Annotated in this window: 10 protein-coding genes; 2 read left to right on the plus strand and 8 right to left on the minus strand. The window is 66.7% G+C overall.

What is annotated here, in order from left to right:
• Positions 1 to 73: 73 nt before the first annotated feature.
• Positions 74 to 943, minus strand: coding sequence for an RNA methyltransferase (locus QOZ99_RS01065; protein WP_306888022.1), 870 nt, complete (start codon positions 941 to 943; stop codon positions 74 to 76).
• 412 nt (positions 944 to 1,355) lie between these two features.
• On the opposite strand from QOZ99_RS01065, the gene QOZ99_RS01070 reads away from it, so the two are divergent.
• The gene (locus tag QOZ99_RS01070) at positions 1,356 to 2,567 is read left to right on the plus strand and encodes an NADP-dependent isocitrate dehydrogenase (protein WP_306888023.1); all 1,212 of its coding nucleotides are present in this window, start codon (positions 1,356 to 1,358) and stop codon (positions 2,565 to 2,567) included.
• A gap of 372 nt (positions 2,568 to 2,939) precedes the next feature.
• Here QOZ99_RS01070 and QOZ99_RS01075 read toward each other — a convergent pair whose 3' ends face one another.
• From QOZ99_RS01075 to QOZ99_RS01105, 7 genes are all read right to left on the minus strand, one after another.
• The gene (locus QOZ99_RS01075) at positions 2,940 to 4,187 is read right to left on the minus strand and encodes a cyclic nucleotide-gated ion channel (protein WP_306888024.1); all 1,248 of its coding nucleotides are present in this window, start codon (positions 4,185 to 4,187) and stop codon (positions 2,940 to 2,942) included.
• A gap of 37 nt (positions 4,188 to 4,224) precedes the next feature.
• The gene (gene alaS, locus QOZ99_RS01080) at positions 4,225 to 6,876 is read right to left on the minus strand and encodes an alanine--tRNA ligase (protein ID WP_306888025.1); all 2,652 of its coding nucleotides are present in this window, start codon (positions 6,874 to 6,876) and stop codon (positions 4,225 to 4,227) included.
• Positions 6,877 to 7,128: 252 nt separating this feature from the next.
• On the minus strand, positions 7,129 to 8,211 hold the full coding sequence (recA, locus tag QOZ99_RS01085) for a recombinase RecA (RefSeq protein ID WP_306888026.1): 1,083 nt from the start codon (positions 8,209 to 8,211) through the stop codon (positions 7,129 to 7,131).
• Positions 8,212 to 8,587: 376 nt separating this feature from the next.
• Entirely contained in the window at positions 8,588 to 8,803 is a 216-nt protein-coding gene (locus tag QOZ99_RS01090; RefSeq protein WP_306888027.1) for a hypothetical protein, read from the minus strand.
• 98 nt (positions 8,804 to 8,901) lie between these two features.
• Positions 8,902 to 9,669, minus strand: coding sequence for an SDR family oxidoreductase (locus QOZ99_RS01095; protein WP_306888028.1), 768 nt, complete (start codon positions 9,667 to 9,669; stop codon positions 8,902 to 8,904).
• A 65-nt stretch (positions 9,670 to 9,734) separates the two neighbouring features.
• Positions 9,735 to 10,772 carry an enoyl-CoA hydratase/isomerase family protein gene (locus QOZ99_RS01100; RefSeq protein WP_306888029.1) on the minus strand — a complete coding sequence of 346 codons (1,038 nt, stop codon included), beginning with the start codon at positions 10,770 to 10,772 and terminating at the stop codon, positions 9,735 to 9,737.
• A 133-nt stretch (positions 10,773 to 10,905) separates the two neighbouring features.
• Positions 10,906 to 11,811, minus strand: coding sequence for an SMP-30/gluconolactonase/LRE family protein (locus tag QOZ99_RS01105; RefSeq protein WP_306888030.1), 906 nt, complete (start codon positions 11,809 to 11,811; stop codon positions 10,906 to 10,908).
• Positions 11,812 to 12,018: 207 nt separating this feature from the next.
• Here QOZ99_RS01105 and QOZ99_RS01110 point away from each other — a divergent pair, with 207 nt between their 5' ends.
• Positions 12,019 to 12,768, plus strand: coding sequence for a cyclase family protein (locus QOZ99_RS01110; RefSeq protein ID WP_306888032.1), 750 nt, complete (start codon positions 12,019 to 12,021; stop codon positions 12,766 to 12,768).
• Positions 12,769 to 12,774 lie beyond the last annotated feature (6 nt).

The following is a 12,774-nucleotide window of genomic DNA, read 5'->3' on the forward strand; positions in this document are numbered from 1 at the left end:
GTTGCCGTCGTCAGCCATCGGTCGCAAGCCGTCGGCCGAAAGCCGTCAGCCGAAAGCCGTCGGTCGGGCGCCATCAGCCCTCGGCGTCGCCCTCCCCGTCCCCGGCCGGCTCGGCGGGTTGGCTGGTCGCCTTCCTGGCGGGCTTCATGCCCAGCCGGGCCGCGGTGCGCGCCTCGCGCGTCTGCCGCCCCTCCACCAGCGCGGTGATGATCCCATGCAGCGTGGCGACATCCTGCCGGGTCAGCCCGACCCGGTGGAAGATGTTGCGGATGTTGCGGATGGTGACCGGCTTCTTCTGTTCGGACCGGAAGAACAGCGCCGTGTCGAGCTCGTGCTCCAGATGGTCGAAAAACGCCAGCAGGTCCTGCTTGTCGGCGAGCGGGTAGCGATCCGGCTGCTGGAAGGGCAGCGCCCCGCCAGAGGTGAGCTTGAACCACTCATAGCCGACCACCGCCACCGCCATGCCCAGGTTGAGCGAGGCAAAGGCCGGGTTTACCGGCAAGGTGAGGATCACGTCGGCGAGCGAAACCTCCTCGGTATAGAGGCCGGTGCGCTCGCGCCCGAACAGCAGCCCCACGGTCTCGCCGGCGGCGGTGCGCGCGACCGCCTCGACCGCCACCGCATCCGCCCCCAGCACCGATTTCTGCATGCCGCGCTCGCGCGCCGTCGCGGCGACGATGAAGTTGAGGTCCGCCACCGCCGAGCGCAGATCCGGGAACACCTGCGCGCCCTCCAGAATGCGATCGGCACCGGAGGCGAAGGTCACGGCCTTCGGGTTCGGCCAGCCCTCGCGCGGATTGACGAGGCGCAGCCGCGACAGGCCGAAATTGCCCATGGCGCGCACCGCCGAGCCGATATTCTCGCCAAGCTGCGGCTCAACGAGAATGACGACGGGTCCGCCTTCCGGCCACGGCCGGGTCGAATCGGTGCCGGCACCGGACATCAGGTCCAGCTCCGGCGCATGGGGACGAGAGGGATAAGCGCGCACATGCAGCCGTCCTAAACGAAGTCCCGGCAAAACTGAACGGGCTTCGCGCAGGAACGCCGCGTCGCCGCGACGAATGGCTCACCCGTCGCCGCGCGCCCTTTCCGGCGGCGCGCCCCGCGCCGGTCCTCGCGGCACCATGCGCGGAACATTCCATCCGCCGTCCACCACCCGCCGCGCCCCTTCAATCGCGCCGTTTCCGCGCCGTTTCCGCGCCCTTCCCGCCCCGTTTGCGACAATCGAGCAAAAGTCGACGCGGGAACGGCTTTCGCTTGCCGTTGCGGCGCGGTATCACGCCTTTACCGGCGCCCGCCGCGCGGACGGACGTCGAGGCCCCATTACGATCTGCATCCGCGCGAGGTGGAACCCCATGGCGAAAATCAAGGTCGCGAATCCCGTCGTCGAACTCGACGGCGACGAGATGACGCGCATCATCTGGCAGTACATCAAGGACAAGCTGATCCATCCCTATCTTGATGTGGATCTCGAATATTACGATCTCAGCATCGAGAACCGCGACGCGACCGACGACCAGGTCACGATCGACGCCGCCGAAGCGATCAAGCGGGTCGGCGTCGGCGTGAAATGCGCCACCATCACGGCCGACGAAGGGCGCGTGAAGGAGTTCGGCCTCAAGAAGATGTGGCGCTCGCCCAATGGCACGATCCGCAACATCCTCGGCGGCGTGATCTTCCGCGAGCCGATCATCGCCAAGAACGTGCCGCGCCTCGTGCCCGGCTGGACGCAGCCCATCATCGTCGGCCGCCATGCCTTCGGCGACCAGTACCGCGCCACCGACTTCAAGGTGCCCGGCAAGGGCAAGCTGACCATCAAGTTCGTCGGCGAGGACGGCACCACGATCGAGCACGATGTCTACGACTTCCCGGGTTCGGGTGTCGCCATGGCGATGTACAATATCGATGAATCCATCATCGAATTCGCCCGCGCCTCGCTCAACTATGGCCTGATGCGGAACTACCCGGTCTATCTCTCCACCAAGAACACGATCCTCAAGCAGTATGATGGCCGGTTCAAGGAGATATTCCAGAACATCTACGAGACCGAATTCAAGGCCGAATTCGAGAAGCGGAAGATCTGGTACGAGCACCGCCTGATCGACGACATGGTCGCTTCCGCGCTGAAATGGTCCGGCGGCTATGTCTGGGCCTGCAAGAACTATGACGGCGACGTGCAGTCCGACATCGTGGCGCAGGGCTTCGGCTCGCTGGGCCTCATGACCTCCGTGCTGATGACGCCGGACGGCAAGACCGTCGAAGCCGAAGCGGCGCATGGCACCGTCACCCGCCACTACCGCGAGCACCAGAAGGGCAAGGAGACCTCGACCAACTCCATCGCCTCGATCTTTGCCTGGACCCGCGGTCTCGCCCATCGCGCCAAGCTCGACGACAATGCCGCCCTCGCCAATTTCGCGCTCACGCTGGAGAAGGTGTGCGTGGACACGGTCGAGAGCGGCTATATGACCAAGGATCTCGCGCTGCTGGTCGGCGCCGACCAGAAGTGGCTGTCCACCACCGGGTTCCTCGACAAGATCTCCGAGAACCTGCAGAAGGCGCTGGCCTGAGGGCCGGCAGGACCGGGGCGCGGCGCACCCGCGCTCCGGTTTTAGCTCGGGTTCGCGGCGTGGTTCGCCGATGCTCGCGCTGTTGTCCCATTCCCTGCGCGGCACACCTGCGCGCCGGGATTATCCGCGCCGGGATTATCCGCGCGGTGCGGGCGCGCCGGCAGGCGCCCGGTTCCCCGCTCCCTGCGCGCATTCGCGCGCATCAGCCTCAGGGCATCGCGGGCCGTTCTCGGGCATCGGCGTCTCCGGAGAGCAACGCCTCACGGGCTTTCGCCGCCTGCGCCCGGCCCGGCCGGAGATACCCGACAGCCTTCGATGCCTGCGCCATCGCCGATCCAACCGAAAGCGCGCGCCCATACGGCGCGCGCCCGCTCAACTGTCCTGATCGTCCCTGGGCAGCATTTCCTCGGCAACGATATCGGACCGGCGGCGGATCGGCTGTGCCGTTTCGGCATCCCGGGCCATGGCGAGAATGCGCTCGCCCACTTCCGGATGACGGCGGATCACGTCGGCAACGTCATCGGCATCCAGCATGAGCAGCATGGAGCGGCTGCGCGCCCGCGCCGTGGCCGCCCGTCGCGCCGTATGAAGCAGCGCCCGCTCGCCGAAGAACTGCCCTTCCGTCAACACGACGGTACTGTCGGGAAATTCCAGCGCCACCTCGCCCGAGGCGATGAAATACATCGAGCGCGCCTCCTCGCCGCGCCGCACGATGATCTCGCCAGGCTGGGCCGTATGGGCCGACAGGATCTTGTGAATCTCCCCGATGCCCTTGGCGTCGAGGTCCGCGAACAGCGGCACGCGCGCCACCATGCCCCAGGTGATGATGAAGTCGCGACGCTTGATCACATCCGCGAAAGCCGTGGCGATGATGCCGACTGGCAGCGCGATCATGATGATGCCGGTGATCATGGTCAGCCCCGCGATCATCCTTCCCGCCACCGTCTTCGGGAAGACATCTCCATAGCCGACCGTCGTCACCGTCGTCATCGCCCACCACATGGCGGCGGGAATCGACCCCAGGCTGTCGGGCTGAACCTGACCTTCCACCAGATACATGGCGGTCGCCGAAATCAGCACCGCCGCCGACAGAAGCCAGAAACAGGCCAGCAGCGACTGCCGCTCGCCGTGCAGCACCTCCAGCAGCGACTGCATGCCCGGCGAGTAGCGCGCCAGCTTCACGAAACGCAGCAGGCGCAGCACGGCCAGCGTGCGCAGGTTGAGGCCCAGCGAGGCCGACAGCAGGAAGGGCAGCCACGCCACCAGATCGACCAATGCGGCCGGCGTCCGAATGTGGCGCAGCCGCGCGCCTGTCGCCGACATGCCGCGATAGCGCGGATCCTCGGGAGCCACCCACACCCGCAGCCCGTATTCGAGCGCGAAGATGGCAAGCGAAAAGATCTCGAAAGCCCGAAACAGCACCTGATCGCGCAAGGACAGGCTCGGCACCGTCTCCAGCACGGCGGCAACCACGTTCACGACAATGAGCACGATCAGCGCCCGATTGACCCGCTCCGCGAGCCTGTCGTGAAGCGAATCGCGCTCGAGTACCTCATAGCAGCGTCGACGCTGCGCCCGCCGCCAGGACACCGACAGCCAGCCTTCGTTTTTCGCCGCCATGCCGGTCTCTCCCGCCGCCGGCATTCCGCCGGCACGCTCACCCGGCGAGGGCGCTCTCGATCGCAGCCAGGGCCTCGGCGGCGCGCTCGCCGTCCGGGCCGCCCGCCTGGGCCATATCCGGGCGCCCGCCGCCGCCCTTGCCGCCGAGCGCCTCCGCCCCGCGCCGCACCAGCGCGACAGCGTCATAGGTGGCGGTGAGATCCTCGGTCACGCCGACCACGATGCCCGCGCGCCCCTCCTCGGTCACGCCGACAATCGCGACAATGCCCGAGCCAAGACGCTTCTTGCCTTCGTCCACCAGGCTCTTGAGGTCCTTCAGATCGATGCCGGTGACCTGCCGCGCCAGCAGCTTGACCGAACCGACCATGCGCAACGGCTCCTCGCCCGCCGTGCCACCGCCCATGGCCAACTTGCGTCGCGCATCGCCCAGTTCGCGCTCGAGCTTGCGACGCTCCTCGACCAATTGCCCGACACGGGCCTCCACCTCGGGCACGGATGCCTTGAGCAACCCCGCCGCCGCCCGCAGCGCACGCGTCTGCTCGTTGAGGTGATGACGGGCGACGTCCGCTGTCATCGCCTCGATGCGGCGCACGCCAGCCGCCACCGCGCTCTCGCCGAGCACCGAAACAAGGCCGATATCGCCGGTGCGCGCCACATGGGTACCGCCGCACAGTTCCACCGAATAGGGCGCCCCGTTGCCCGGATCCGTCCCCATGGAGACGACGCGCACCTCCTCGCCATATTTCTCGCCGAACAGCGCGCGCGCGCCGGAGGTGATGGCGTCGTCCACCGCCATCAGCCGCGTCACCACCGGCTCGTTGCGCAGCACCATACGGTTGGCGATGTCCTCGACCGCACGCAGTTCGGTCTCCTCCAGCGGGCGCGGATGGCTGAAATCAAACCGCAGCCGGTCCGCCGCCACCAGGGATCCCTTCTGCGCGACATGGTCGCCGAGCACGCGGCGCAGGGCCTCGTGCAGCAGGTGGGTGGCCGAATGATTGGCACGAATCGCCTGGCGGCGCTCGCCATCCACCACCAGAGCCAGCGCCGCACCGACGGTGAGCGTGCCGCTCTCGACCTCGACCTCGTGCACGAAGATCTCGCCGAGCTTCTTCTGGGTGCCGAGCACGCGCGCCGTGAAGCCGCCTTCGCCGGCAAACCTGCCGGTATCGCCGACCTGACCGCCGGATTCGCCGTAGAACGGCGTCTGGTTCAGCACGACGAGCCCGCGCGTGCCGGCACCGATCTCATTGACGCGCCGTCCATCGGCGATCAGTGCGGTGACCGCCCCTTCGGCCGTCTGCGTCTCGTAGCCGAGGAACTCGCTGGCCCCGACATCGTCGCGCACCCCGAACCACACGGTATCGGTCGCCGCCTCGCCAGACCCCGCCCAGGAGGCGCGCGCCTCGGCCCGCTGGCGCTCCATCGCCGCACTGAAAGCCGGCACATCGACCGAAATGCCGCGGGCACGCAGGGCATCCTCGGTAAGGTCGAGCGGGAAGCCGAACGTGTCATACAGCTTGAACGCCGTCTCTCCCGAGAACTTGGCGCCGGACCCCAGTCCCTCGCTCTCGCCCTCGAGAATCGACAGGCCGCGCTCCAGTGTCTTGCGGAAGCGCGTCTCTTCGAGCCGCAGCGTTTCCGCCACCAGCGCTTCGGCGCGCACGATCTCCGGATAGGCGCGCCCCATCTCGCGCACCAGCACCGGCACCAGGCGGTGCATGAGCGGATCGCGGGCGCCGAGCAACTGCGCGTGGCGCATCGCGCGGCGCATGATGCGGCGCAGAACATAGCCACGCCCTTCATTGGACGGCAGGACGCCATCCGAGACCAGGAACGTCGCGGCGCGCAGATGATCGGCGATGACGCGATGGCTGGCCTTCTGCGGCCCGGTCGCCGGCACGTCCGTGAGTTCCTCGACCGCGCCGGTCAGCGCGCGCATGAGGTCGATCTCGTAATTGTCATGCGTGCCCTGCAGCACGGCGGAAATGCGCTCGAGACCCATGCCGGTGTCGATCGACGGGCGCGGCAGGCTGACCCGCTCGCCACCCGGCAGTTGCTCGAACTGCATGAAGACGAGATTCCAGATCTCGATGAAACGATCACCGTCGGCATCCGGCGAGCCGGGCGGACCGCCGGGGATATGCGCGCCGTGATCGTAGAAGATCTCCGAGCAGGGGCCACAGGGGCCCGTGTCGCCCATCTGCCAGAAATTGTCGGAGGTCGGAATGCGGATGATCTTGGATTCGGGCAGTCCGGCAATGCGCTTCCACAATCCGAACGCCTCATCGTCCTCCGAATAGACGGTGACGAGCAGTTTATCGACCGGCAGCTCGAACTCGCGGGTGATCAGGTTCCACGCAAATTCGATGGCGTTCTCTTTGAAATAATCGCCAAAGGAGAAATTGCCGAGCATTTCGAAGAAGGTATGGTGCCTGGCCGTATATCCGACATTATCAAGGTCGTTATGCTTGCCGCCGGCGCGCACGCATTTCTGCGAGGTGGCCGCACGCGAATAGGGACGCTTCTCGATACCGGTGAAGACGTTCTTGAACTGCACCATCCCGGCATTGGTGAACATCAATGTCGGGTCGTTGCGCGGCACGAGCGGCGACGACTCGACCACCTGGTGACCGTTCTTCGCGAAATAGTCGAGGAAGGTCGATCGTATCTCGTTAACGCCGCTCATCGAAACAGGTCCGTCGAATTCACCAGGTAACCGGCGCGGTGCAGCCGCCGGCCCACGCCTCGCGGCGCGCGAGCACGGTTCTAACGACGCTCCAAGGGCTTGTCCAGAAACGCACGGGCCACCCGAGGCGACCTGTCGAAAACAGGGCCGGCGCCCTTCGGCCGCGTCCCGGGCGGGCAGATCGCCCGCCCCCGTCACCTAAACGGGCCGCACCGCCGCACCCGGCCATGGCCGGTCGCGCAAAGGTTCGTCTCAGCCTTCGGCCTCGCCGCCACCATCTTCATCGGTAGGACCGGCAAGGATCTGTTCCGCGATGAGGCCGGCATTCTGGCGGATCGCCGATTCGATGCGCGCCGCGAGATCCGGATTCTGACGGAGGAAGGCCTTGGCGTTCTCGCGACCCTGGCCAAGCCGCTGACTGTCATGGGAGAACCACGCACCCGACTTGTCCACCACCCCGGCCTTGACGCCGAGATCGAGCAATTCGCCCATCTTCGACACGCCCTCGCCATACATGATGTCGAACTCGACCTGCTTGAAGGGCGGCGCCAGCTTGTTCTTGACCACCTTCACGCGGGTCTGGTTGCCCACCACTTCCTCGCGCTCCTTGATCGAGCCGATGCGGCGGATGTCGAGGCGGACCGAGGCGTAGAATTTCAGCGCGTTGCCGCCCGTGGTAGTCTCCGGGCTGCCATACATCACTCCGATCTTCATGCGGATCTGGTTGATGAAGATGACCATGGTGTGCGAGCGATTGATGGAGGCCGTCAGCTTGCGCAGAGCCTGGCTCATCAGCCGCGCCTGCATGCCGGGCTGGTTGTCGCCCATCTCGCCGTCGAGTTCGGCACGCGGGGTCAGCGCCGCAACCGAATCGACCACCAGTACATCCACCGCGCCCGAGCGCACCAGCGTGTCGGCAATCTCCAGCGCCTGCTCGCCGGCATCCGGCTGGGAGATCAGCAGATTGTCGAGGTCGACGCCCAGCTTGCGGGCATAGATCGGGTCGAGCGCATGCTCGGCGTCGATGAAGGCGCAGACGCCGCCCTTTTTCTGGGCTTCCGCGATCGTATGCAGCGCCAGCGTGGTCTTGCCCGACGATTCCGGACCAAAAATTTCGACGACGCGGCCGCGCGGCAGGCCGCCAATGCCGAGCGCGATGTCAAGACCGAGCGATCCGGTGGAGACCGTCTCGATCTCCATGATCTTGTCGTTCTTGCCAAGGCGCATGATCGAGCCCTTGCCAAAATGGCGCTCGATCTGGGTGAGAGCGGCGTCCAGCGCCTTGGTCTTGTCCATGGAAGATCCTTCGACGAGTCGCAACGTCGCCTGAGTCATTGCCGCGCTCCCGGTTGCATGCAAGTGGTTAATGAATCTTCGCCTGATCCTGCCCGCAACGTACTCGTTTTGTTCGACGTTCGCAATATGTTCTTCCGGTTCTTACGATACGTCAGAGCCGATTATGACGCCGACATCGCTTTTTTCGTGCCCGCGGCTGGCGCCGGCTCACGGCACGCGGCGCAGACTCGGCAAGCGGACAGGAACGGCCCCGCCGCGCCCGGTCGACAGGAACCGCCGTCCAAGCCCGCTCCGACATGAGAGGCCGGCGATTGTATCGTCTCACCGGTTCCTGCTATGTTTCGCGCCGGTCGGTCGAGACAATTCGTATCGCCGAGCTTGCCCCGCGGGGAAGGTGACGTACCCCCGGCCGCCATTATTTCCTTTTGATCAGCAACGCGTTGTCTTGCCGCCATATATCGGCGAGGCGGCCGCCCGGCCCGCGAACCGCCGCCGTGGCCCGCTCCATCTCGGCGACGAGCGCGAGCAGCGACTCGCCATCCGCCATCCCACAGAGATCCGCGAGATATCGGTCACCCCGGTTCAGCTCGGTGATCCGATCCAGTAGCGCGCGGCGTTCGTCGTCGGTCATGGCTGGCTCCTTTTCGCGACACTATCACAAGCCTCCGACATCAAACGCCGGCGTCCGGGCGACGTCACGTTCGCGCCCGGGCCCCTGCCCGCCCGGCCTCACGCCAGCATGCGAATGCCGCCGCAGACCGATAGCGACTGGCCGGAAATGAGCCGGCCATGCTCGGAGGCGAGGAACAGGATCTGGTCGGAAATGGCCTCCGGCGGCACGTATTCCTTGATCGAGGTGTACTGGAAGGCCTGGGCCTCGACCTCGCCGAAGGACAGGCCCTTCTGCTGCGCCTTGGCCTCCAGCACGCGCCGCTGCCGGTCGCCGGCCACCAGCCCCGGCATGATCGTGTTGACGCGGATGCCGTAATCGCCGAGTTCGATGGCCAGCGATTGGGTCAGTCCCACCACACCCCATTTGGCGGCGGCATAGGGCGTGCGCATGCCGAAGCCGAGGCGGCCGGCCACCGAGGACAGGTTGGCGATCGAGGGATTGGCGCTTGCGCGCAGCGCCGCGACCGAGCGGGAAACCGCCAGGAACTGGCTGGTGAGCACGATGTCGATGGTGCGGCGCCAGTCGGCGGGGTGAATATCCTCCACCCGCCCGGTCGGCCCGGCAATGCCGGCATTGTTGACGAGGCAGTCCAGCCCGCCGAGCGCCTCGATGGCCCGGTCGATGAAGGCGGTGAAGTTCGTCTCGTCGGCAACATCCACCGTCTCGGCGTGCACGCCGGGGGGAAGAGTGGCCAGCGCCGTCTCGTCGATGTCGCAGGTCGCGACACGGGCCCCCTCCTTCAGAAACCCCTCAATGATGGCCCGTCCGATGCCGGCCGCGCCCGCCGTCACGATGACCTTGGCGCCCGTCAGTCCTAGATCCATGTCGCCCACTCCCTGAGTTCTTCCGCCGGCGCGCCGGGAATCCCCGGCGGCCGACACGTGTTCGTTCACAGCAGAAGTTCGTCGTGGCCGAGGCTGGCGATCAGCGCCGCGACCTCGATGGCGGGAACGTCGGCCGGCGTGGCATGGCGCCATTTCGGCTGGCGGTCCTTGTCGATGATCTGGGCGCGAACGCCCTCCATGAAGTCGGTGAGGCCCGGCAGCACCGATCGCCAGGTGACGCGGAACTCCCGCGTCAGCGCGCTGCGCAGGTCCGCCATGGCCGGCAGGCTGCGCAGCAGCACCAGCGTGCAGGCCATGGCCAGCGGCGAGTTGCGACCCATCGCCTCCGCGCCTTCGCGCGCCCAGCGCGCGTCGCTCGCCTGCTGGGCGGCCAGGATCGCGGGAACGTCCGGGCCGGCAAACGCCTGCTCGATCTCAGCCCCCGCCGCATGGAGCGGGCTGTCGGGAGCCGGCACGGCGGCGGCGGCGATCAGCCCGGCATCGCCGGTGGCCGCCAGAACGGCGGCGAGCGCCTCCCATGCCCGCTCAGGCACGAGACAATCGGCGAAGCCGGTGCGGATGGCATCGCCCGGCCCCATCCGCAGGCCGGTGAGCCCGAGATATTCGCCCAGCCGATGCGGCGCCCGAGACAGCAGCCGCGTGCCGCCGACATCGGGAATGAGGCCGATGCCCACTTCCGGCATCGCCAGCCGCGTCGTCTCGCCGACGATGCGATGGGAGACGTGGCAGCCGAGGCCGACCCCGCCGCCCAGCACGATGCCCTGCAGGAAGGCGACGACCGGCTTGGGATATTCCGCCAGCGCGACATTCATCCGGTATTCGTCGCGCCAGAAGGCGTGGCCCACACTCGCATCGCCCGCCGCGGCGGCCCGGCAGATGCGCGCCACGTCGCCGCCGGCGCAGAAGGCCCGCTCGCCCTGCCCGTCGATGATCACAAGGCGAACGGCGTCATCCGCGCGCCACGCCTCCAGCGCCGCGGCGATCGTCCGGCACATGTCGTGGGTCAGCGCGTTCAGGGCCTCCGGCCGCGCCAGCGTGATACGCCCGGCCTTCCCGTCCGTGCGGATCAGCACATGCGACATGTTTTCCTCAGGACCGGATGGGTCCGCCGGCGGACGGAGGATGGCGACGACGAGGGGGCGGCGGCTTGAAAGTGATGACCCGCCGTGAACGACGGGCGGGCGCCGCGCGACACGTGGCGGCGCCGCGCCGGGATCAGCCGCCGAAGCGCGGCTCGGGCAGGCCCTTCACGCCGAGGCCATGCACCGCGAACACCCCGCCGGCATGCGCCTCGCGCTGCGGCACGCCCTTGATCGGACGCCCCATCGAGGTCACGTAGAGGATGTCGAGATCCTTGCCGCCGAACATCACCGAGGTGAGGTTGCGCACCGGAAACTCGATTTCCCGGTCGATGCTGCCATCCGGCGCGTAGCGGATGATGCGCCCGCCGAAGACATGGGCGTTCCAGATGTAGCCTTCCGCGTCGACCGTGGAACCGTCGAACGTGCCGGGATACTGCCGGTTCGAGGCGAAGTCGCGCCGGTTGGAGAGGCTGCCCGTCTCGATGTCGTAGTCATAGGCATACATGATGTCGTCGTAGGAATCGCAGAAGTAGAAGGTGCGGTCGTCCGGGCTCCAGCACGGCCCGTTCGAGCATTTGATGCCGCTTTCCAGCCGGGTGATCGACAGGTCCGGGTCGAGCCGGTAGAGCGCGGAATTGCGCACCGGGCGCTGGCCGCGACCGGCATCGAGGCGGTCGTGGTCGTAAGACATGTAGCCGGCAATGAAACGACCGCGGCGATCCACCTTGCCGTCATTCAGGCGGTTTTCCGGCTCGTCCGCTTCCGGGTCGCCGATATGGGTCAGGCGCTGGCTGCGGAAATCATACAGGCTGAAGCCATTGGCCAGCGCCAGAACCGCGCCGCCCGTCTCGCGCAGCGCCATGGAGCCGATATGGGTCGGCACGTAGTAGAGCTTCACGTCGGAGCCATCCTCGCGGGCACTCCAGATCTCGGACGCGGAACTGTCGATCCAGTAGAGGCGCTGCTCCTCGACATCCCAAAGCGGGCCTTCGCCCAGGTGGTTCTTGGAATCCACCAGAAGCCGGATATCCACCATCATCGTTCCTCCCAGAACGTCACTGCACGGGTTTTCCCGCGTTGCCACCACCTTCGGCAAAAGCCCGGAGGCTGTCAAGATATGTGATCACAGATCAATAATTGATCGTTGACGCTCGCGCGGAGGCCATGCTTCTCTCGCGCTGCGGCTCCAAAGAGCCGCCGGAGCGGCCCGCCAAAAGGGCACGCCACAAACATCTGGGAGGAAGATTTGAACGCGGTAGATAAGCCGACTATCGACCAGCTGCTGTCGGCACTGAAGGGCATGCGGGTGGTCGATCTGGCCCCCCTTCTCGAACGCGGCATTCCGCGCTGGCCCACCCATCCGCACCTGACGATCGACAAGGCCGTCACCCACGAGCATGATGGCTATTATTGCCAGGCGATCATGATGGCCGAGCATACCGGCGCGCATGTCGACGCGCCCGCCCACATGCTGCCCGATCGCATGGACCGCACCATCGACACCTTCTCGCCCGATCACCTCATCGCCACCGCGGTGCTCTATGATTTCGGCGACCAGGACCTCAAGCCGGGCCAGCTCATCACCGCGGATGACCTGCGCCGGGTCGAGCAGCGCACCGGCATGGCCGTCGGCGAGGGCGAGATCGCCGTCGTCAATTATGGCTGGATGCAGCGCTACTGGCGCACGGATTCGCGCGCGCAATGGTACGTGCTCAACGCGCCCGGCATGTCGGAAGATGCCTGCGAGTTCTTTCGCGAGCGCAAGGTGAAGGCGGTCGCGACCGATACCGTCGCCGCCGAGACGGCGATCATCGACGGCGTGCCGCAGAACAATCCCGGCCATATGAAGAGCTGGCTGCCGCATGACATCCTGATCATCGAAATGCTGCGCAACCTCGAACAGGTGTCGCCCCGCTTCCTGTTCGTCGCCGCGCCGCTCAATATCTTTGAGGGTTCCGGCTCGCCGATCCGCCCCTTCGCCTATTGCCCGGCCTGACCGGCC

The sequence above is a fragment of the Ancylobacter amanitiformis genome, assembly GCF_030814815.1.
Lineage (GTDB): Bacteria > Pseudomonadota > Alphaproteobacteria > Rhizobiales > Xanthobacteraceae > Ancylobacter > Ancylobacter amanitiformis.

Excerpts from the sequence above, each read along its gene's own strand:
- QOZ99_RS01065 (WP_306888022.1), bottom strand. The coding sequence starts at position 943 with ATGTCCGGTGCCGGCACCGATTCGACCCGGCCGTGGCCGGAAGGCGGA.
- QOZ99_RS01070 (WP_306888023.1), top strand. The coding sequence starts at position 1,356 with ATGGCGAAAATCAAGGTCGCGAATCCCGTCGTCGAACTCGACGGCGAC.
- QOZ99_RS01075 (WP_306888024.1), bottom strand. The coding sequence starts at position 4,187 with ATGGCGGCGAAAAACGAAGGCTGGCTGTCGGTGTCCTGGCGGCGGGCG.
- alaS (WP_306888025.1), bottom strand. The coding sequence starts at position 6,876 with ATGAGCGGCGTTAACGAGATACGATCGACCTTCCTCGACTATTTCGCG.
- recA (WP_306888026.1), bottom strand. The coding sequence starts at position 8,211 with ATGACTCAGGCGACGTTGCGACTCGTCGAAGGATCTTCCATGGACAAG.
- QOZ99_RS01090 (WP_306888027.1), bottom strand. The coding sequence starts at position 8,803 with ATGACCGACGACGAACGCCGCGCGCTACTGGATCGGATCACCGAGCTG.
- QOZ99_RS01095 (WP_306888028.1), bottom strand. The coding sequence starts at position 9,669 with ATGGATCTAGGACTGACGGGCGCCAAGGTCATCGTGACGGCGGGCGCG.
- QOZ99_RS01100 (WP_306888029.1), bottom strand. The coding sequence starts at position 10,772 with ATGTCGCATGTGCTGATCCGCACGGACGGGAAGGCCGGGCGTATCACG.
- QOZ99_RS01105 (WP_306888030.1), bottom strand. The coding sequence starts at position 11,811 with ATGATGGTGGATATCCGGCTTCTGGTGGATTCCAAGAACCACCTGGGC.